The organism is Photobacterium minamisatsumaniensis (assembly GCF_050336695.1).
Lineage (GTDB): Bacteria > Pseudomonadota > Gammaproteobacteria > Enterobacterales > Vibrionaceae > Photobacterium > Photobacterium minamisatsumaniensis.
Map to the genome: position 1 here is coordinate 25,782 of NZ_JAKJSI010000045.1, position 19,363 is coordinate 45,144.

The following is a 19,363-nucleotide window of genomic DNA, read 5'->3' on the forward strand; positions in this document are numbered from 1 at the left end:
CCTATCGCTTTAAGTTCTCACCACGTGTTGCGATGACGTCTTTAAACCAATGGAATGACGCTTTTTTCTTACGCGCTAAGCCGTTTTGATGGTCAACATAAATAAAGCCGTACTGCTTTTTATAACCGTTTAACCAACTCAACAGATCAATCGCTGACCATGCGTAATAACCTTTGATATTCACGCCACTATCGATGGCAGCTTTTACCGCGACCAAGTGGTCATTGATAAAGTTAATGCGTGGAATATCGCAGACCTCACCTTCAATGATAGGGTCTTCATCACCTAAACCATTTTCAGTGATATAGAGCTTAATCTGACCATATTGCTCTTTGAGCATTTCTAGGCCAGATACAAAGCCTTCTGGTGAGATTTCCCAATCCCATTTGGTATAGCGCTTATTATCCATTTTTACTGTTCGGTAAACGCCATCAAAACTTGGGTTACCTGGCGAGCCTGTTGAATTTTCACGGGTTATTTCTTCACCTTCAAAAGAAGCATCAATTTTTTCAACGCGCTGTGGCTGATAATAATTTAGCCCCATGAAATCATTTAGCGGTGCTGCTTGAGCAATTGTATCTAGCTCTTCTTGTGTCCAGTCAGGCACATAGCCGAGTTTTTCAAGTTCGTGAACCACGTATTCAGGATATTTACCAAGCAAGATAGGATCATAGAACCAGTTAGTACTAAATTGATTTGCATGCATTTGTGCGAACTGATTTTCTTCTGAGTCATCAACGCCAAAAGCTGGACTAAAGACATGGCTCAAGCCAATTTCACCAAATTGATTCAGTTTCTTATACTCAATCAATGCCAGAGCATGTGCATAAAATACATTGTGTGTGGCTTGGAAATATTTCTTGGGATCATTGGTGATACCCGGAGGGTGTGCACCAGCAAGGTAGCCTAACGCGGTAAACACCACGGTTTCATTAAAGGTAATGAAGTGCTTTACACGGTCGCCAAAGGCTTCAAAACACACCTTGGCATACTCTACGTAAGCATCGACTGTTTTCTTATTTAACCAACTGCCATCTTTTTCTAGCGGTAACGGTAGATCCCAGTGATACAAGGTAACAAAAGGAACGATGCCATGTTTTAGGCACTCATCAATCAGGTTATTATAAAACTCAATACCCTTTTGATTTATTTCTCCAGTACCATTAGGCAAGATGCGTGCCCATGAAATTGAGAAGCGATATGACTCTAGCCCCATCTCAGCCATTAGCGCAATGTCTTCTTTATAGCGATTGTAATGATCAACCGCGACATCACCATTTGTACCTTCAAAGGTTTTACCCGGGATCTTAGTAAATTCATCCCAGTTTGTTAGACCTTTTCCATCTTGGTCCCATGCGCCTTCAACCTGATAAGCTGCTGTTGCTGCACCAAATAAGAATTCATTTGAAAACTTCATTTTAACCTCTTTATCATTTTAGATTAATACACACACCTGAATATTATTAAGTGCGCACATCAATAATATTAATTAATTTAATAGCGCTAAAGCATCATCAAGAATTTTTTCACCTTTCAACATACCGTAATCAAGCATATCGATGACTTCTACTTTCTTACCAATTGGGTCAGCTAGTTTCTGTAACTCATCTTGCTTAAATCGAATTTGAGGGCCCAATAAGAAAATATCGTATTCCGTTAAATAATCAGAAATAGTTTCAACACCATGCGCTTCAATATGGACATCAAGTCCTTTTGTTGCTGCTGACTCTTTCATTTTTTTAACAACCATTGACGTTGACATACCAGCTGCACATAGAAGTAGAATTTTTTTCATTTTAATCACCTTAATAATTCGTTTATATATTTATTTAGTTTCAGATTGAAGTGCTAATTTATCTTGATATTTAAAGAATGGTAGATAAACACATACGGTCATCACGAAGATACAAACTTGAAGTAAAGCAGCACTCCAACCACCAATTATAAAACCACTTAATATCATTGGCGTAGTCCAAGGAACTTGTACCGCAGTAAACGGGCCAACAAAACCAAAGTTGATTGCACTATAAACCATGACGGCAGATGTCACTGGCGCAAGAACAAATGGAATGAACATAATTGGGTTAAAAATAATCGGCGTTGCAAAAATAATCGGTTCATTGATATTGAACACACCAGGAATAAAGGACAAACGACCAAGTTGTTTATATTGTGCCGAACGGGCAAACATGACCATACAACACACAAGCCCGAAGGTAAGGCCAGAGCCACCCACCGTAATAAATTGGTCTACAAATTGGTTAGTTACAATTTTTGCATTATCACCAGCAATTAGCGCTTCACCTGCTGTAACCAGAGTTTGGTTATGTAGTGCATTAGCCGTAACAATTGGCCCCATGATTCCCATAACGATAACTGGACCATGAACACCACACCACCATAGGAGTGATATAAGCAATGCGATACCGACAGCACCAAAGAATGAATCTGACATGCTTTGAAGTGGTGTTTGAACAATAATGTAAATAGCTTCAATAAAGGTTTTATCAAATACAACATCAAAGAAAATATAAGTAGAAAATGCTAACAAGATAATAATAAAACCAGGAATTAATGACTTAAATGCATTAGATACACCTTCTGGCACACTGTCTGGCAATTTTATTACCCAGTTACGATGAAGTACTTGTGCATATATCCAGCCAACAGATAAGCCTATTATAATTGCTGCAATCATACCCTTACCACCTAAAAAGGCTTTTGGTATAACGCCCCCAACTTGAGTACCATCAGGTGCAATAACAAAGGCATTAAGTACTATTAGCATCGACACTATCGCCAAAACGCCAGCATTTATACCATTATGCCCTTCATATTTAACATAGGTGAAGGCAATACCAAAGGCGCCTATCAAAGCTAATATATCAAAGGTTGAACCAACAACTTGAAATAATGGTGTAGCCCAACTTTCACCAAAAATCCCAGCCATAAATTCGTTATAACCATCAATCGGAACAAATGCAATAAGCAAAAACACTGAACCAATAATTGTTAAAGGCATCGTTAACATGAAGCCTTCTTTAATTGCAGTAATTGGTTTGGAATTAACAAATTTTAATATTGTGGGCAGGAATCGATTTACTCTATCCATAAGCGTCGTTTGCAAATTTGCAGCTTGGGTACTCATTGCTCCGTTCTCCGTTTTAAATTATAAGTTCTAACCTGATGACAAAAGAGTAACCGGTTACAGTAACCGGTTACAGAGTTAGATATTGAGTATTTGATCAGTTTCACAAAGAAATTTAATTAAAGTGAATTATTGCCTTTGTGGCACACGCATACCCTATGAGCATGGTGATATACCTCACACATTTGATTTGGTGATAATGACCAAATTTATAAAGCAGTGGTTATTGCGGCTATGTGTTGTTTTTCTTAGTAGAAATAGGCAAGTATTAAACAGAATTGTGCATTACATATTCTAAATGACTGGCATAAACTAGAGCCATCAACACAAAGTATCACTCGCATTACATTTATCGATACATAAAACACTGGAGTTGTTCATGAATAAATTTACCTACCAGAATCCTACCCGTATTCATTTTGGTGAAGGTCAAATCGCAGCTATCACTAACGACATCCCGAAAGACAAAAAAATCTTGGTGACCTACGGCGGTGGTTCAATTAAGTCAAATGGTGTTTATGAACAAGTAGTTAAAGCCCTAGAAGGTCATAACTGGGGGGAGTTTGCTGGTATAGAGCCAAACCCACAGTACGACACTCTGGTACAAGCCGTAGAAAAAATCAAAACAGAAGGTTTTGATTACCTGCTCGCTGTGGGTGGCGGCTCTGTGGTTGATGGCACCAAATTCATCGCAGCGGCGGCAGCTTATCAAGGTGAAGACCCTTGGAATATTTTAGCCCAGCAGCACCCTGTTGAAGCGGCGATTCCACTGGCATGTATTCTAACACTGCCAGCGACAGGCTCTGAAAGTAATTCAGGTGCGGTTGTATCCCGCGGTAAAGACAAACTGGCATTCATGACACCGAAAGTACAACCGCAATTTGCTGTGCTTGATCCAACAACGACGCTTAGCCTATCACCACGCCAAGTTGCAAATGGCGTCGTTGATGCTTATGTGCACGTCATGGAGCAGTACCTAACTTTCCCAGCGAACGCCAAAGTGCAAGATCGCTTCGCAGAAGGCCTGCTATTAAACCTGATTGAAGAAGGCCCGAAAGCACTGGCAACACCTGATGATATTGATGTACGTGCCAATATTATGTGGACAGCAACTCAAGCCCTGAACGGCCTGATCGGTGTCGGTGTTCCTCAAGACTGGACAACCCACATGATTGGTCACGAACTAACGGGTAATTACGGTATCGACCATGCCCGTACTCTAAGCATTGTACTGCCAGCAGTCATGTCTGAACGTCGTGAAGATAAAGAAGGTAAGCTTCTTCAATATGCAGAGCGCATTTTCGGTATCACTGAAGGTACTACCGATGAGCGTATTGATGCGGCGATTGCCCAAACCATCAGCTTCTTCCAGCAAATGGAAGTACCAACCAGCTTAACTGATGTTGAACTAGGTAATGATGACATTGACACGCTTGTCGCTAGCCTTGAAAAACACGGCATGATGGTTCTCGGCGAACATGGCAATATCACTATCAAAGATAGCCGTGCGATTTTAGAAGCCGCGTTATAATTTCTCTCCTCTAGGATCAAAAAGCCCGACTACCGGAAGGTAGTCGGGCTTTTTATTCATCAGCTTTAGCAAAGATTAACGAACAATCAAGCCAAGTAAAATACCAACAACACCGAAGTCAGCATCACTGAATGTAGTATTGGCAAAACCTAGGTCACCCAGTACAGGTAGCAGGAATACCGGAAGGAAGGTAATGAGTAAGCCTTGAGCAAATGCACCAAGCATTGCACCACGACGACCACCCGTTGCATTACCGAATACACCTGCTGCAGCACCTACGAAGAAGTGTGGTACAACACCAGGAATAATCACCGTTAAACCCATGATGTAAAGCAAGAACATACCGAACAGGCCTGCAGTAAAGCTTGATAAGAAGCCAACCAAAACCGCATTTGGCGCATAAGGGAACACTACCGGGCAATCAAGCGCTGGTTTTGCATTTGGTACCAGCTTGTCCGAAATACCTTTAAAGGCCGGTACGATTTCTGCGATAACCATACGTACACCTTGCAAGATAACGTATACGCCAGCAGCAAAAGCAATTGATTGCATTAATGCAAACATAAACCAGTGCTTACCACCGCTAACTTCGCGAACAAAATCACCACCGGCAAACAGACARGTAATAATGAAGATAATACCCATAGTAAATGAGATCGCGACCGGTGTATCACGCAAGAACAGTAGACTCTTAGGTACATCCATATCTTCCGTTGAATGCTCTTTGTTACCGAACTTACTACCAATAAAGCCCGCAAGAACATAAGACAAGGTAGAGAAGTGGCCAATTGCCACATCATCAGAACCTGTTACCTGCTTCATGTACTTATGCGCAATTGCAGGGAAGAATACCATTACAGAGCCAACAACTAACGAGCCTAACGCAATCAAAGGGACGCCAGACATACCGCTAGAAGACAGAATCGCTGCAACCATCATCGACATAAACAAGGTATGGTGGCCTGTCAGGAAGATGAATTTCCAGGGGGTTAAACGGGCAATCAGAATATTAACCAACATTGCAAAGAACATGATCATTGCCATTTCTTTACCGAAGGCTTCTTGTGCAATCGACACAATCGCTTCGTTGTTTGGTACGACGCCTGTAATACCGAATGCTTCTTGGAATATCGTGGCAAAATCACCTAACGACGTGACAACCAAACCAGCACCTGCACCAAGGATCACAAAGCCCATAATGGTCTTCACTGTGCCCTTAATACATTCTGTAACGGGTTTCTTCTGTGCAATCAAACCGATCAATGCGATCAGGCCGACAAGGACGGCTGGCTCAGCCAGCACGTCATTCATTAAAAAGCTAAAGAATTCCATAGCGACCTCTTAAAGAGCACCTAGCTCTTGCAATGCAACAGACAAACGCTCTTTCATCGCATTTTTATCAACCATGTTGGCTAACGATACAATTTTACCCTCAACACCCTGTGCAATTAGCTGCTCAGTAATATCATTTGTGCCGATAAAAATATCGCAATCAGTACCTTTTGCAGACCCTAAATCAATGTGGTCGACATTCGCATCAACATTCAAATCTTTAATGATGCTTTTAATGCTCATTTCCATCATAAGACTAGTACCAAGACCGTGACCACATACAACCATAATTTTCATAATGTTCTACCTTTCTACGTTTTGCACGGGCTTATCGCTACTGGTATAGCCGTGCTTATATTGGATTGTTCGTTATCAGCTAAGCCTAACGCTCAGCTAAATGAGTAATTAATAGGTTTCGATGATCTGACGAATCGTGTCTACATCTTTCGCTTCACAAATGGCAGCAATATGCTCTTCATTCATGAATAACTCTGCCAGCTGAGCAATAGCATCTACATGGCTGTTACTATCGGTTGCCGCTAAAGTCACCAATAGTTTTACTGGATCATTTTCATCAGCATCAAAATGCACGCCGCTACGGATCACAGTGAGACCCAGAGATAGCTTATTCACGCCATCTTCAGGACGAGCATGTGGCATTGCCATACCAGGGCCTATTACGTAGTAAGGCCCCATTTCTTCATGTGAACGGAAGATAGCCTCTACATAGCTTGGTTCAATATTGCCTTTATCGATTAAAGGCTGGCAGGCCAACTCAATCGCTTGCTGCCAATTTTCAGCAGTGTCATGAATACTGATCACATCGTGGGTAAGAAGTTCTTTAAGCATGTTTCTACTCTTTCATTGCATCAATAACCTGTCGGAATGGCGTCACTTTAACCGTCACGCCAAGACAATAAAGCGATCAAAGTCACATTTGGTAGCGCTATCTGATAGCGCTACCAAAATTTGTGATAGCGCTATCATTTTTGAATATCACACTTGGCGAGAACTGATTGGAACAACAGAATGAACAAGGTTAGAATAGTGGGTTCGTTGATAATCCACGTTACAAAATGATAATTAATTGTTTTAATTACAAAATACCATTGCCAATGAAAAATCATTCGCAATGTTATTTTAAAAGCTTCAGGAGATTCGATGGCTGAGCCTCGAAAACGTCGTAGTACAGGAAAAGTAACCCTTGCCGATGTCGCTAAACTTGCGGGTGTAGGGTCGATGACGGTATCTCGGGCACTACGTACCCCCGATCAAGTGTCTGATAAACTACGTGAAAAAATTCAACAAGCCGTCGATGAGTTGGGCTATATCCCCAACAAAGCGGCAGGTGCACTTGCATCAGGGCAAAGTGATACTATCGCGATTATCCTCCCATCATTCACAGAGAAAGTGTGTGCTAACTTTATCGCGATGTTCCAACAAGCCATCGTGCGAAGTGGTTACCAAGTACTCATCGGCTATAGCCATGACTCAATGGAACAAGAAGAAAACCTGCTCACCAGCATGCTCGCCAATAACCCTGCGGCAGTTGTCCTATTTGGCAGTGAGCATTCGGCAAAATCGCGAAAGTTACTAGAAAGTGGCGAGTGTCCAGTTTTAGAGGTAAACGAGATCACCCCGCTTGCCGTTGATCTCAATATTGGTATTGATCATTATCAAGCGGCAAAAGCCATGACTCGCCATCTCATAGAACAAGGCTATAAAAATATTGGTTTTATCGGCGCACATGGCGATCAAGCTATCCTGAACAAGCAGCTACGTGGCTGGCAAGCGGGGATGATTGAAGGGTATCTCACCCCAGATCACTTTTTAACGACCCATGAAGGGGCGAATTTAGCACTTGGTTGTGAAGGCGTCGCAAAACTACTGCTTCGCCAGCGAGAACTCGATGCATTGATTTGTAACCATGAGGAGATTGCGCTTGGTGCCCTTTTTGAGTGCCAGCGACGCCTAGTAAAAATTCCAGAATCAATTGCATTAACCTGCCTTGATGGCTCGGTAATTTGTGCCCAAAGCCACCCTAATATTACCGCGATTCAGATTGATTACGAAGCGATGGGCAGTCAAGCTGCACAATTACTTCTCGATAAGCTTAATGGTAATGGCGCGGAATCACAGTTGACTGCTGTTGATATTGGCTTCAAGCTAATCCACCGTGCAAGCAGCCACAAAACAACACCTTAAACGAACCTTTATCGCATTAGGCATCGTTTATTTAGCTTTTGCGAGTAACTCCCCTTGAACTGAATTGGTGGAAGCCACAATAATACTTCCACCTTTAATCAAATCGATAATTTCTCGATTTTTTTCAGGTGGTAATGCAGGACAGCCCCAGCTCCAACCAATAAAGTTATTCTGCTCTAAAAATGAGGGCGAGGCATAATTAGCACCGTGGATCACGATATATCGCTTGCGAGCATTGTCATTCAGCCCTTTCGATAAGCCATCTAGACGCAAAGAATAGCCATATTTACCGTAATAGGTTTCAGCTGTTTTGTAGATTCCCAGCGAGGTTTGCTTCGAATTAACCGTATTAGAGAAACGTTCAGCAACCGCCCCCTTACCGCTAGCAATCCCATGGGTTGTATAAGTATGGTACATCAACTCTTTGTCTAATAGGTTGATGACATAGAATCGGCGCTCGTTGGAAGGACGACTAAAATCGATGATGACCAGATTGGGATTCGCACCAATCGCTTGCTCCATGTAGGCTTCTACTCCTTCACGAAACAGCTCATAATCAAGGACACCCCGCAGTTTTGCTGCTTGGTATACATCCGTCGCAAGTCGATCGATATATTTCTCGCTTGCGATGGTATTGGTTGAAAACAACAATAAAAATAGGATTGTTCTGATCATACTTTCTTTACGTCAATGTGATTTTTTTATCTTCTGATAACCTTATTAATAATAACAGATATTGACGTAATGGCTTTTTATTTGAGTTCATTAGTAGCAGTCAGCGTAAATTTATCCTAACCCGTTAAATAATTTTGCTTTCCACCGCGTTGAGTTACTGGTCTGGACTCACTCCCTATACTTTATTAAGGCGCTTAATCTATATGCTCTTCTAGAATTAAACCAAACACCCACTCACACATACTGGTGAAAAGGGGAGAAAATGAAGTACTTCCTTGCCATTCTTTGCCTTATCGCGACAACCACAGCGAATGCTGTGCCCTACTCTAGCCTCTATAAAAGCCATAGAGAGTTCAACTATGATGACTTGGTTATTGAAGTTCAAGGTTACAAAGTCCCTACCCGTGCTGCTTTCAGGGGCTGGGTGTTAATGAATCATAACGAGGACATTATTGCAGAGGCTTATAACTACTTTATTGAGCAAGGTGTGAAAGAAACAATGCCCTTACACTTAGTGCTTCTTCAAGGTACAGATTGGCGCGTTAGCAATACGACGATATTCAACCTGCCCAAAAGGACAAACTGGGACAATATGATACGTACTTTGCTGTTCATCCAAAAACATGTTTCTCCTAAAACTGGCTTACTAATCCCCGTTTCTGGTGACCGCAGCAAAGAATACAACATACATGCCGGCGGGGCACCTAGGAGCTCTCACCTTGACTTCTGTGCACTTGATTTGGTTCCAATCGACAATATATCAAGACCAGAATTACATAAGATCCTCCAAGAAATCTATCGTACTGTCGGTAAGAAAAATAAAATGGGGCTAGGACTTTATAGCGGAGTGCGCTTTCACATTGATACCTGTGGTCACCGCCAGTGGTAGGAAATACAATACTGAAATAGCAGCAGCCACAAGGCTGCTGCTATAGAGGGGGAATTTTTTCGATACACTCTCAATCAATGAAAGTATATATCTGTATATAATTAGACGCGATCTTGGCGGAAGCAAGTCACATCGACTTCCACTTTTACATCAACCACTAAATCACACACCATGCAAATACGAGCGGGCGGATTTGCACCGAAGAACTCTTTAAACACCTTATTAAACGACTGGAAATACCGAGAATCAGTCAGAACAACCTTAACATGTACAACATCTTCTAAACCATAACCAGCTTCTTCCATGATATCGACACAGTTTTGAATCGCAAGACGGGACTGATCCACAATCCCCCCTTCTACGACTTCACCGTCGAGCATTGGTGTTTGTCCCGAGACATATAAAAAACCACCAGCCTGTGTCGCACGCGCAAACGGTAGGTGTTGACCACCCGTACCTGTACCACCTTCAACACCGTAACGAATAATCGCCATTGCTTTTTCCTTTAATTATCCTTGTAGGTACCCTACAAAACGTTGAGGGAGCGCTGAGTCATCAGGCCATGACGACCCAGCGCAAATAGCCTAGCCAACGGCTAAGACTATGCTTGCCTCTTATATAAATCGATAAATTCTTGCGCTAGATCTTTCATCAACACAGCATTCATGAGGTGATCCTGAGCGTGAACCATCACTAACGTGACAGGCACCTTTCCTTCACCTTCATCTAAGCCAATCAGTCGAGTTTGTACGCCGTGTGCCAAGCGCAAAAACTTGCCGCATTCTTCCATCGCAACATCAGCTGCTGCGAAGTCATTATTTTTGGCGTAGTGGATTGCCGACATTGACTCACTTTTGGCTTGTCCTGCATTGGTAATTAAATCCATTACCGTTAATTCGTAATCTTCTTTATTCACAGTAAGCCTCAATCAGCTGATTTTAAATGAAATTTTTGCCATGGTTTTAGCTGGTCGAGCAGACGGATATTTTCATCACTTATACGACCAACCACATTCGAACAACCAGTGTTTACAAAATCCTTCAGCGCAACATGCATTTCACCGGTGTATTTGTTGTATGCATCATTTTCTACAATGACATCGCCACGTTTTACTTTCTCGCAGGTGTTCTTTGGTTTAATGCTCTGACCTTTGTACAGATTGCGAGTGTGGCTAGAACGAATCGTCGCTTCATTAATGTCACCACGCACCCAATGAATTTGATCAAATAAGATAGCCCGCTCGACATCAGTAATGCCGTCAATTGTCATCACATCCAGTTCAACCGTTGAGCGGTTAATCGCAGCGAGTTCAGCCAACTCTTGCTCTGAAGCAAACGCGTTAGCAATTAACACATCATCAACCACACCAGAGTTAAACAACTCTTTCGCTTGCGTTGAAATGGTTAAATCACGGTGTGCTTCAATGGTGCACAAGCCTTCCGATACTGGCCAAGGGCCAATTTCCGCACTAGGTGCATTCACAAATGCAGCAACCCGAATCCCTTCCTTTTGGAAACTGGTTGAGCGCTCCATGAAGTAATCCCAGCCAAGTCCCGAATATTTCTTCGGATAAAAATTGTGGCACCCAATCAACTTGTCGCGATTTGGTTGATACGTCAGGATGTTTTCAAGGTAACGCTGCTCTGGGCTGATATTTATTTCAATCAACAAATCTTGTTGATTGAACGTCATCATTGCTTCTTCAAAGCCAGTAAAACCTTCATCCAAACGGATCCCAGTTAGCCCTAGATCTTTGAAGAAAGATAAATCGTCATGGGTAAGGTTCAACTCTCGGAATACACGAGGGTCAACATCAGCAACCACAATCATGTCGTATTTAACAGCATGCTGTACAACTGCTTTGAATTTGGCAAACACTGCCTCTTTGTCACCATCGGCACACAATAAGCAGGTAAACAATCGGCTATAGCCATAACTCGCCGCCAACTCAATATATGCGTTGATTTGCTCCAAGTCGCTATGCTCAGGATAAACAGAAATTCCAATTCGTTTTGTTTTCATAATGCTTCCTAATTAAGCTGCTTGTGCTTCTAATGTTTTTTCGTACATGCGTACAAATGGCAAGTACATCAGAACAGAGGTAATAATTAGCGTAATACTTAACAGTAATGCGGTTGTACCAAGGTTTGTCGCCAAGAATGCTCCCAAAGGTGCTGGCGTCGTCCATGGTAGTAACGTCACCACATTGCCGACAAAACCACTCGTTGTTGCAAACCATGCAATCGTCGCATTGATCATCGGAATGAAAATAAATGGTATGAACAAAATTGGATTCATCACCATTGGCGTCCCAAAAATAAGCGGCTCATTAATGTTGAACATTCCCGGCACGATACTCAGGCGGCCAATGGTGCGTAAATGCGCATCTTTTGACCAAAATGCCATCACGCATGCGAGTGAGAAAGTACAACCTGCTCCGCCAATAAAGATGAAGTAATCCCAGAAGCCAGCAACAAAGATACGTGATGCTTCTTCACCAGCCTGTAAGGCATCTTGATTAACTTGTAGGTTTGCAAATAGGAAAGGTGTTAATACACTCAAGACAATGGAACCGCCGTTAATACCAGCAACCCATAATAGTTGAACGAAGAAGACCGCCAACAGCAGTGCTGGCAATGAATCTGACACCACAACTAACGGTTGTAATACTGTGATGATTAGCTCAGGTAATAGTGTTACGGCCCCATCAGTCACATAATCGATAGTTAGGTTAATAGGGTGCAATAGCACCATAATAAACACAACAGGTACAATCAGTTCGAAAGATTTAGCAATCGCTGGCGGCACCGAGCTCGGCAGCTTAATTGTAATACCCTTTTCAACACACAACCTCAGCACATGCACTGAAATAATGGCGGTCAAGATCGCGGTGAAAATGCCTTTCGCATCCAGATAGCTGATAGACATTGCACCTTCAGAAACAGGTGCAGCGACTAACAGGAATGAGAACATGGCCAAAAAGCCACCGGTGATATTATGAAGCCCATAACTGGCCGACAGGCTGCTACCTATTCCAAAGGAAATAAACAGCGTCATGATCCCCATACTCACATAAAATGGCTGCATATACTTTGCTCGAGCATCAACTACCCAATCGGTATACCATTCCATGTATAAAAAGTTACTCGGATCAGTCAACGGCAGATTGAGCAACAGCAAAACAAATGAACCCGTCAGCAAAAATGGGATTGCGTAAGCAAAACCATCTTTTAGCGCATTCAAGTAGCGAGATTGGCTAACTTTAGCGGCGACAGGCATTGCATACTGCTCGATCCAATGCATCATTTTTTCCATTGTCGAGCCCCTTAACCAATTAGTTCAAGTGCGTGAGCTAGCACTTTTTGGCCATTCATCACTGCATAGTCCATTGGATTGATCACTTCAACAGTTTTACCGTAGGGCTCTGCACGCTTTTTAAATTCATTGTGCATGTACTTAAGCTGAGGGCCTAACAGCACCACATCATACTCAGTCACTAAGTCATTGAATCGCTCAGAGCCAAAGGCCTCTATAGTCGCCTCAATCTTCTGCTCTGCTGCACTTTCCTGCATTTTTTGAACCATCATGCTGGTCGACATACCCGCAGTACACATCAATAGAATTTTTTTCATTTTATGCTCCATGATTTTGCTAATTTTTATTAATAGTGAAACTTTGCTTTTATTTGCTTTAGGAATATTCTTATACTTGCCGGAGAGATAATATGTTTCATGAAACTTTTTTCAAGAAATTTTATGAATAAAGCGAACAATGATCACATGGAAATATTTTGAAACAAACCACTAAAACCAATGACTTACAAGAATTACGCATAACTACCCATAAACTTTATCACTTAAAAACAGTACGTTATTTTATTTCACGGCTAAAAATAAATTGCGCCATGAAAATAATTTTCATAGAATTGAAAAAATGAAATATACAAATATTTGCTGTAGGACGAACTAATATTCACATGGAAAATAAAATTGATGTCATATCACTGATCTTCGAAAAGCATGATGCTTTCAGTGAAACAGAGAAGAAAATAGCCCAGTTTATAACTGATGACTCCCGCTTAGTTGCGGTATCAAGCATTAGCAAACTGTCGACTATGATTGGAGTGAGTGCTGCATCGATCAGCCGATTTGCCCGTGCGCTTGGGTTTGAGAATATTCGAGAACTGAAGTTTCATCTCGCGCAATCATTAGGCTTAGGTGAGACCCCTGATATCGATAATCGACTTGCGACCAGTGGCTATAATTTAATTTATGAGTCAATCAGTACCGTTTTACTCAATAATGTCACTACCCTATCGGGTAGCCATATCACTTTACTCACTGACTTTATTGAAGAAGCTGGCACTATTTATATCTTGGGCTCAGACAGCATCACCTATAGCGCCGCAGAAGATGCCCAATATCGTTTCACTACACAGGGAAAAATCGCGCTAACCAGTCATGATCCTTCATTAATAGATGCGTATAGTCGCAATTTTCGCGCTAACGATGTCGTGCTATGCCTTAGTATCAACCAACACCATGAATTACTAAGCCAGTCAGCAGCGAAAGCGAAAGAGCAAGGCTGCAGGGTCATCGCGATCACCTCACAGCTTTCTCAATTATCGCATACGGCAGATCTCGTGTTACCTATCAACACCCACGAGATAGCCAGTGACTTTAGGCTTAGCGCTTGCCGCCACTTACTCATGGCTTATTTTGATGCCGTTGAATTAGAAATGGTTATGCGTAAGAAGAAATAGTCTCATTTACATGCTATCCATAACCAACAAATAAACCTGTATAAACAGAACGTTATAAAAAGGTTTGATATCGAACATGCAGAGCATACAATATTGTCAAACCTGTAGGCACTCACGAGAATAAATAATGACTGAAGATCCAAAGCTGTTTGATTCACTGACAGGGAAATGCTGGATGGCCATGAAGCTTCTGCAAAACAACCTTCAGAACGAACTTCAGGCTCACTATCCTTTCCTGAATACTGAACAGCTTCAGCTCATGATTGAACTTAACTACGATGATGGTGTGCGGCCTTCCGTTCTCGCTTACCGAATGCAGCGTACAAAAAGTACGATATCAAGCCTGCTTAAGCACGCAGAAAAAAACGAACTGATTGCGTTGGCGTCTGATCCAAAGAACAAAAATGCCAAAAAAGTACACCTCACTTTGAAAGGTAAAACGATATTAGATGATATTTCGCCAGTTGTTGATGCTCTACTGATATCAGTAACACGTAATATTTCTGAAAAAGACCAGAAAGTCGTTAAACAGGCCATGGATAGTATGCTTGAAGAATTAAACCCTGACTGGCTACACGACTCTTGGTAATTGCTCCCTGATAGCAAAAGCGATATTGGCCACGCTCCCCCATTGCGTATCTGAAGTCACCGAATGTAGCGCAAAAAAATACCGCCGATTAAGGCGGTATAAAACAAAGAAATAACTCTGATAAAATCAAACAAACAATCATCAGCCAATTACTAGCGAACAATTAGCTGAGCTGGCTTTTTTACTCGTAGCCAGAATATCGAGTGACAAAAGTCAAAGCCTCACCTATAGGAGTCAGTGAGCTAGCCTCTTTAACCCGTAGCTAGTAAAACGGGTGCTAATCTAACCCTGTCACGAAGTTAGGTGCGTATGCCTTTTTTATACCGTTGGCAATGAAACGGTTATACAGTCTCCTTAACTCACTGACGTTCTGTGAAGATCGATGAGAAAAGAAGACACCGTATCTTTATATTGAGAGGCTGCTAGGTAGTATATCTACTCCGTACGCATCGGCTCGCGCTCACTTTGATATCACCATTCTTATAGCTGCCTTCAATGCCCTGAATCAATGCTTCACCCTTCCGACTATTACGGTCATTAGTCTCAGCTATGCTGCTTATATATTGATCAAGCTCTTCTGGTGACTCGAACTCCACACCGTGAAACGAGATTATCAAACCTTCAACGATAGCCTGACGCATCTGGCTATAAACATTTTCAGACTTTGTCACCATCACCTCAGCGGCTTCACCAAACACTGCAATTAGAGGTACCGCTATAGGCGCTTTTTTCATCAACATATCTCTTACAACCTATATCCCGCCAATCAAAAATGGTTTGATGCCGAACCATAAACCCGACAAGGACGAAATATACAGACTTAAAAGGTACGAAGTCAAACGTTTTATTACATCGATTAACTCTACAAAGAGAGTGACCAATAAATATAACAATAACCTTTTTTAAAATAGACCTTTAGTTTCAGATCCGATCAGTTTATAACTGACGAATTGAATACAAGATCACTCGTAAGTACTTCAGATAAAGCCTTATCTGATTAGTATGAGAACAAATTACTCTCTCTACTTTGCTTTAGCTCGATATCAAACCTTACCTAATATTCATCTGTTACTGATAGGTGCCAACTTAAGTATTCGAAGTGCAAAAATCACAATACACAGCAGTCACCACTCGTAACAAACCAACATTACCCCAATAAAACAAATAGTTACATCAAATCACAAGCAAGATGAACACATACCAATTAATTAACCACATTGCTGATAAATGTTAATTACAAATATTAACCCAATCACCATAACCCTCTATGTATTGCTTACTGCTGCGATATATTCACCATCTGTAAAATAAAAAATATTTGATTCGCCTGTCCAAATCAAATTTCATCACAACAAAAAATACAATGTTTTATAAATGACTGKTTGGCCTAGTGTTTTATAAAAATGACAGGTTACATTAAGATTAAATTAACTTTACCAACGTTAAACATTAAGTCTCACCTGTAAAAAAAGTTATTGAAACCCTGTAATCAAATCACTATAGTTCGACACCGAACCAAAGGTTCGAAATCAAACCATTTTGTTTTTATTAGGTCGTACTAACAATGAAAAAGACACTACTTTTTGCTTTCACTGCAACCGTTTTCTCATCAGCAACTTTCGCGGGAACTATTGCGGAAATCTCTCAAGCATCTGACAACGAAACGTCACTAAAGCTTGGTCACGCGCTAGATAATGGTATTTCTTTCGGTATCGAGGGCGTATACAGCAACAATGGCGTTACTGACATTCTTGGTAACAAGAAAGGGGCAGGCTACAAAGAAACAACCCTTGGGGCTGCATGGAAAGTTGATATCACTGATAGTGCATGGGTACAGCCACAAATCGCTTATACCATTCCAAGTAGCCACCACTCGTATAGTGAAAGCGAAGATTGGAAAGCTTCTCCCTATACAGACGAGGTTGATAGCTACAAACTAACTGGAGATAAAGGCAACACACTAAAGATAGGTATCAAGGCAGGCTACGATTTCGACAATGGCATGTATGTTGCGGGTCGTTACCGCTACGATATGCGCGACGACAACCTAAAACTAACAGCTACGTCCGGTAAGAGCCGTAACGCTAAAATCGACCTTGATGGCTCGGCTAACGTTCACCGCACCGATCTTACTTTCGGCTACAAAATGGAAGTTGTTGACCTATCTGCAAACTGGATTCATAAAGAAGCTGAAGATGAGTTCAAAATATCTAGTGTTGCCAAAGATGGCAAATATACCCAAAAAGACAATGCTAAGCTTGGAAAAGTAAAAGGCTCTCAAGACGAGTATGAGCTCAAAGCGACTCTTCTAACGGCAAGTGCTCTGAAGCCATATGTTCAATACACCATTAAGCCTGACGCTAAAATTGATAATGTTAAAGTGGCTCAAGATAACGTGTTCAAGCTAGGCGTTGCATACGCTTTCTAAGCACCAATTCTGTCAAAGCCCAGCCTATGGTTGGGCTTTTTACTAAAGGCGAATTAGACATATTGGCGCCTAACTCCGTTAACAACCTGAATATTTATAGGTACGGGACGTGAAAAACTTAAACGGATTCACTCTTATCGAAGTCGTCATTGTCATCGTTCTACTCGGCGTGTTATCTGCTCTAACAACTTCCCTATTCATTGGTATCTCTTTTAACGGATGTTAACCCTACTCTTGCTACCTTGTCCTGACTTAACCATGGCCAAAGCATTTCGGAAGTTAAATTAAAAAAATGATCACCATATTAACCGCTTTACTCACTATCGCTATTTTCTTACCCAACCTAAGTCAGGCTGGACGCCCTACACCTGAAGAAGGTGTTAAGTACTTCAACCTGAAACGTGAAGTGCCAAACGCTCCCAATATCGCGAAAGTTTTTGCGCTTTCCTGCCCAGCCTGCGCGAAGATAAATAGGCTGACAGGTGATATAGAAACGTTAGCAGGAATCAAAATATATAAGATCCATGCTGTATTTAATGAAAGCACGAAAAATGATGCAAAATTCTACTACACGGCAGTCACTCAGACGGGTAACCAACCGTCTGAAAAGTTCATGGAAGCCGCATTCGCTCTCTACCATTCAGAAATACTCAGCGAGGCTTCTCAGGTCGATATCGAGAGCAAATACACCATTTTAAAAAACGCCAAGTTAAATAACTATAAAGACCTAACAGCAGCACAAAAAACAGATGTAAATATCCAGCTACTCCAAGCAGAAAGGTTTACACAAGAGGCAAATGTCTACTCTATTCCCTCATTTATTGTCAAAGGGAAGTACTTGATAAATCTTAAAGCACACACGAGCGTTGAAGATTTGGCCATCACGATAAAGTACCTAAACGAGATGATTTGATGGGAACCTATCGTCCAGAGGACTTGATAGCAACCTTTATGAATTCATGCTCATAGCTGGTGTGCCAAAGTTACTGCAGACAAAAAAAGTGGGGAAATCTACTACTTCTTTTTACTGACTTCTTGATAGAATAGCGCGGTGAATTTAGACGAATCTACATACTTATCCGTGCTTATTCACATGCTAGACACTAACCCGAATCCTGCTGGGCTAAAGGCTAAAAATGGACAATTCCTTTTTGCCAACAAGGCTTACAGACAATTGGTGAATGCACCACAGGATATCGAGGGGCTATATGATTGTGATCTACCATGTGACACCGCCCAATTTGCACCCATCTTTGCCCAACAAGACAGGCATGCAATACAGGCTAACAAGACAATTACGACCATTGATATTCACCAGTACTCACATGGACATGACGCATTCACCTTTCAAAAACGTCCTGTTGTAATCAATGGCAGCCCTTGGGGAATCATGTTTAATGCCGCCAATTTAAAAGAACTGGTTAGTCTTGCTTCTTTCACCGAGGTAATGACATTAACCAAAGATGCCCAATCGTTCTCAACCATTAAGCAAGGCGGGATACAGCTCACTCCCTCGCAAGAAATAGTGCTATTTTGGTTATTAAGGGGACGACAGACTAAACAGATAGCACAACTTATTCATCGCACCCCAAAAGCAGTGGATAAGCAAATTGCTAATCTTATAATCCGTTTCAGTCCGTATGGCGTGGTGAATAGAGCTTCATTAATTGATTATGCTCGTTGTAGCGGTTGGCTATCTATCATTCCCGATCAGCTGCTCAAACAACCAACCTCTGTCATTATCAACTAGCGAATTCGGACCAAAAGGCTCTACTTAGCAGAGCCTTTTGTGTTTAGACAACGA

22 protein-coding genes are annotated in these 19,363 nt (G+C 41.7%); 9 read left to right on the forward strand and 13 right to left on the reverse strand.

The window, feature by feature from the left end; translation table 11 throughout:
• Window position 1 precedes the first annotated feature (1 nt).
• From L4D78_RS22180 to L4D78_RS22190, 3 genes are all read right to left on the reverse strand, one after another.
• Complete coding sequence (locus tag L4D78_RS22180; protein WP_428468939.1) at window positions 2-1,417, reverse strand: glycoside hydrolase family 1 protein; 1,416 nt, start codon at window positions 1,415-1,417, stop codon at window positions 2-4.
• Between the two features lie 72 nt (window positions 1,418-1,489).
• Complete coding sequence (locus tag L4D78_RS22185; protein ID WP_428468940.1) at window positions 1,490-1,795, reverse strand: PTS sugar transporter subunit IIB; 306 nt, start codon at window positions 1,793-1,795, stop codon at window positions 1,490-1,492.
• A 30-nt stretch (window positions 1,796-1,825) separates the two neighbouring features.
• Window positions 1,826-3,148 carry a PTS sugar transporter subunit IIC gene (locus L4D78_RS22190; protein WP_428468941.1) on the reverse strand — a complete coding sequence of 441 codons (1,323 nt, stop codon included), beginning with the start codon at window positions 3,146-3,148 and terminating at the stop codon, window positions 1,826-1,828.
• 379 nt (window positions 3,149-3,527) lie between these two features.
• Between L4D78_RS22190 and L4D78_RS22195 the strand changes: the two genes are divergently transcribed.
• A complete protein-coding gene (locus L4D78_RS22195) occupies window positions 3,528-4,679 on the forward strand; it encodes an iron-containing alcohol dehydrogenase (protein ID WP_428468942.1) in 1,152 nt (383 codons plus the stop codon).
• A gap of 75 nt (window positions 4,680-4,754) precedes the next feature.
• Here the strand turns inward: L4D78_RS22195 and ulaA are convergent, their stop codons facing one another.
• The 3 genes from ulaA to L4D78_RS22210 form a co-directional block, all read right to left on the reverse strand.
• The gene (ulaA, locus tag L4D78_RS22200) at window positions 4,755-6,011 is read right to left on the reverse strand and encodes a PTS ascorbate transporter subunit IIC (protein ID WP_428468943.1); all 1,257 of its coding nucleotides are present in this window, start codon (window positions 6,009-6,011) and stop codon (window positions 4,755-4,757) included.
• A 9-nt stretch (window positions 6,012-6,020) separates the two neighbouring features.
• Window positions 6,021-6,308 (reverse strand): PTS sugar transporter subunit IIB, encoded by a 288-nt coding sequence (locus tag L4D78_RS22205; RefSeq protein ID WP_428459830.1) that lies wholly within the window; start codon window positions 6,306-6,308, stop codon window positions 6,021-6,023.
• A gap of 108 nt (window positions 6,309-6,416) precedes the next feature.
• Window positions 6,417-6,860: a PTS sugar transporter subunit IIA gene (locus L4D78_RS22210; RefSeq protein WP_428468944.1), complete on the reverse strand. Its 444-nt coding sequence runs from the start codon at window positions 6,858-6,860 to the stop codon at window positions 6,417-6,419.
• 312 nt (window positions 6,861-7,172) lie between these two features.
• Between L4D78_RS22210 and L4D78_RS22215 the strand changes: the two genes are divergently transcribed.
• Window positions 7,173-8,216, forward strand: coding sequence for a LacI family DNA-binding transcriptional regulator (locus tag L4D78_RS22215; protein ID WP_428468945.1), 1,044 nt, complete (start codon window positions 7,173-7,175; stop codon window positions 8,214-8,216).
• A 27-nt stretch (window positions 8,217-8,243) separates the two neighbouring features.
• Here the strand turns inward: L4D78_RS22215 and L4D78_RS22220 are convergent, their stop codons facing one another.
• Complete coding sequence (locus tag L4D78_RS22220; protein ID WP_428468946.1) at window positions 8,244-8,891, reverse strand: murein L,D-transpeptidase catalytic domain family protein; 648 nt, start codon at window positions 8,889-8,891, stop codon at window positions 8,244-8,246.
• Window positions 8,892-9,153: 262 nt separating this feature from the next.
• Between L4D78_RS22220 and L4D78_RS22225 the strand changes: the two genes are divergently transcribed.
• Entirely contained in the window at window positions 9,154-9,780 is a 627-nt protein-coding gene (locus L4D78_RS22225; protein ID WP_428468947.1) for a D-Ala-D-Ala carboxypeptidase family metallohydrolase, read from the forward strand.
• A 101-nt stretch (window positions 9,781-9,881) separates the two neighbouring features.
• Here the strand turns inward: L4D78_RS22225 and L4D78_RS22230 are convergent, their stop codons facing one another.
• The 5 genes from L4D78_RS22230 to L4D78_RS22250 form a co-directional block, all read right to left on the reverse strand.
• Window positions 9,882-10,274, reverse strand: coding sequence for a RidA family protein (locus L4D78_RS22230; RefSeq protein WP_428468948.1), 393 nt, complete (start codon window positions 10,272-10,274; stop codon window positions 9,882-9,884).
• Window positions 10,275-10,381: 107 nt separating this feature from the next.
• Complete coding sequence (locus L4D78_RS22235; RefSeq protein ID WP_428459824.1) at window positions 10,382-10,696, reverse strand: PTS lactose/cellobiose transporter subunit IIA; 315 nt, start codon at window positions 10,694-10,696, stop codon at window positions 10,382-10,384.
• Window positions 10,697-10,704: 8 nt separating this feature from the next.
• Window positions 10,705-11,802, reverse strand: a complete 1,098-nt coding sequence (locus L4D78_RS22240; RefSeq protein ID WP_428468949.1) for a DUF871 domain-containing protein — start codon at window positions 11,800-11,802, stop codon at window positions 10,705-10,707.
• Window positions 11,803-11,814: 12 nt separating this feature from the next.
• Window positions 11,815-13,095, reverse strand: a complete 1,281-nt coding sequence (locus tag L4D78_RS22245) for a PTS sugar transporter subunit IIC (protein ID WP_428468950.1) — start codon at window positions 13,093-13,095, stop codon at window positions 11,815-11,817.
• 11 nt (window positions 13,096-13,106) lie between these two features.
• On the reverse strand, window positions 13,107-13,412 hold the full coding sequence (locus L4D78_RS22250) for a PTS sugar transporter subunit IIB (protein WP_428459821.1): 306 nt from the start codon (window positions 13,410-13,412) through the stop codon (window positions 13,107-13,109).
• 344 nt (window positions 13,413-13,756) lie between these two features.
• On the opposite strand from L4D78_RS22250, the gene L4D78_RS22255 reads away from it, so the two are divergent.
• Window positions 13,757-14,542: a MurR/RpiR family transcriptional regulator gene (locus tag L4D78_RS22255; RefSeq protein ID WP_428468951.1), complete on the forward strand. Its 786-nt coding sequence runs from the start codon at window positions 13,757-13,759 to the stop codon at window positions 14,540-14,542.
• Window positions 14,543-14,669: 127 nt separating this feature from the next.
• On the forward strand, window positions 14,670-15,131 hold the full coding sequence (locus L4D78_RS22260) for a MarR family winged helix-turn-helix transcriptional regulator (protein WP_428459819.1): 462 nt from the start codon (window positions 14,670-14,672) through the stop codon (window positions 15,129-15,131).
• Between the two features lie 422 nt (window positions 15,132-15,553).
• On the opposite strand, the gene L4D78_RS22265 is transcribed toward L4D78_RS22260, so the two are convergent.
• On the reverse strand, window positions 15,554-15,871 hold the full coding sequence (locus tag L4D78_RS22265; protein ID WP_428468952.1) for a hypothetical protein: 318 nt from the start codon (window positions 15,869-15,871) through the stop codon (window positions 15,554-15,556).
• An 824-nt stretch (window positions 15,872-16,695) separates the two neighbouring features.
• Between L4D78_RS22265 and L4D78_RS22270 the strand changes: the two genes are divergently transcribed.
• The 4 genes from L4D78_RS22270 (at window position 16,696) to L4D78_RS22285 (ending at window position 19,309) form a co-directional block, all read left to right on the forward strand.
• The gene (locus L4D78_RS22270; protein WP_428468953.1) at window positions 16,696-17,559 is read left to right on the forward strand and encodes a hypothetical protein; all 864 of its coding nucleotides are present in this window, start codon (window positions 16,696-16,698) and stop codon (window positions 17,557-17,559) included.
• Between the two features lie 109 nt (window positions 17,560-17,668).
• A complete protein-coding gene (locus L4D78_RS22275; protein WP_428468954.1) occupies window positions 17,669-17,785 on the forward strand; it encodes a prepilin-type N-terminal cleavage/methylation domain-containing protein in 117 nt (38 codons plus the stop codon).
• A gap of 66 nt (window positions 17,786-17,851) precedes the next feature.
• Window positions 17,852-18,472, forward strand: coding sequence for a thioredoxin domain-containing protein (locus L4D78_RS22280; protein ID WP_428468955.1), 621 nt, complete (start codon window positions 17,852-17,854; stop codon window positions 18,470-18,472).
• A gap of 138 nt (window positions 18,473-18,610) precedes the next feature.
• Window positions 18,611-19,309 carry a helix-turn-helix transcriptional regulator gene (locus L4D78_RS22285; RefSeq protein WP_428468956.1) on the forward strand — a complete coding sequence of 233 codons (699 nt, stop codon included), beginning with the start codon at window positions 18,611-18,613 and terminating at the stop codon, window positions 19,307-19,309.
• The last annotated feature ends 54 nt before the right edge of the window (window positions 19,310-19,363 follow it).

What these genes read in the sequence shown, in the direction of transcription:
- L4D78_RS22180 (WP_428468939.1), bottom strand. Translation starts at nt 1,417, where the DNA reads ATGAAGTTTTCAAATGAATTCTTATTTGGTGCAGCAACAGCAGCTTAT.
- L4D78_RS22185 (WP_428468940.1), bottom strand. Translation starts at nt 1,795, where the DNA reads ATGAAAAAAATTCTACTTCTATGTGCAGCTGGTATGTCAACGTCAATG.
- L4D78_RS22190 (WP_428468941.1), bottom strand. Translation starts at nt 3,148, where the DNA reads ATGAGTACCCAAGCTGCAAATTTGCAAACGACGCTTATGGATAGAGTA.
- L4D78_RS22195 (WP_428468942.1), top strand. Translation starts at nt 3,528, where the DNA reads ATGAATAAATTTACCTACCAGAATCCTACCCGTATTCATTTTGGTGAA.
- L4D78_RS22205 (WP_428459830.1), bottom strand. Translation starts at nt 6,308, where the DNA reads ATGAAAATTATGGTTGTATGTGGTCACGGTCTTGGTACTAGTCTTATG.
- L4D78_RS22210 (WP_428468944.1), bottom strand. Translation starts at nt 6,860, where the DNA reads ATGCTTAAAGAACTTCTTACCCACGATGTGATCAGTATTCATGACACT.
- L4D78_RS22215 (WP_428468945.1), top strand. Translation starts at nt 7,173, where the DNA reads ATGGCTGAGCCTCGAAAACGTCGTAGTACAGGAAAAGTAACCCTTGCC.
- L4D78_RS22220 (WP_428468946.1), bottom strand. Translation starts at nt 8,891, where the DNA reads ATGATCAGAACAATCCTATTTTTATTGTTGTTTTCAACCAATACCATC.
- L4D78_RS22225 (WP_428468947.1), top strand. Translation starts at nt 9,154, where the DNA reads ATGAAGTACTTCCTTGCCATTCTTTGCCTTATCGCGACAACCACAGCG.
- L4D78_RS22230 (WP_428468948.1), bottom strand. Translation starts at nt 10,274, where the DNA reads ATGGCGATTATTCGTTACGGTGTTGAAGGTGGTACAGGTACGGGTGGT.
- L4D78_RS22240 (WP_428468949.1), bottom strand. Translation starts at nt 11,802, where the DNA reads ATGAAAACAAAACGAATTGGAATTTCTGTTTATCCTGAGCATAGCGAC.
- L4D78_RS22245 (WP_428468950.1), bottom strand. Translation starts at nt 13,095, where the DNA reads ATGGAAAAAATGATGCATTGGATCGAGCAGTATGCAATGCCTGTCGCC.
- L4D78_RS22250 (WP_428459821.1), bottom strand. Translation starts at nt 13,412, where the DNA reads ATGAAAAAAATTCTATTGATGTGTACTGCGGGTATGTCGACCAGCATG.
- L4D78_RS22255 (WP_428468951.1), top strand. Translation starts at nt 13,757, where the DNA reads ATGGAAAATAAAATTGATGTCATATCACTGATCTTCGAAAAGCATGAT.
- L4D78_RS22260 (WP_428459819.1), top strand. Translation starts at nt 14,670, where the DNA reads ATGACTGAAGATCCAAAGCTGTTTGATTCACTGACAGGGAAATGCTGG.
- L4D78_RS22265 (WP_428468952.1), bottom strand. Translation starts at nt 15,871, where the DNA reads ATGTTGATGAAAAAAGCGCCTATAGCGGTACCTCTAATTGCAGTGTTT.
- L4D78_RS22270 (WP_428468953.1), top strand. Translation starts at nt 16,696, where the DNA reads ATGAAAAAGACACTACTTTTTGCTTTCACTGCAACCGTTTTCTCATCA.
- L4D78_RS22280 (WP_428468955.1), top strand. Translation starts at nt 17,852, where the DNA reads ATGATCACCATATTAACCGCTTTACTCACTATCGCTATTTTCTTACCC.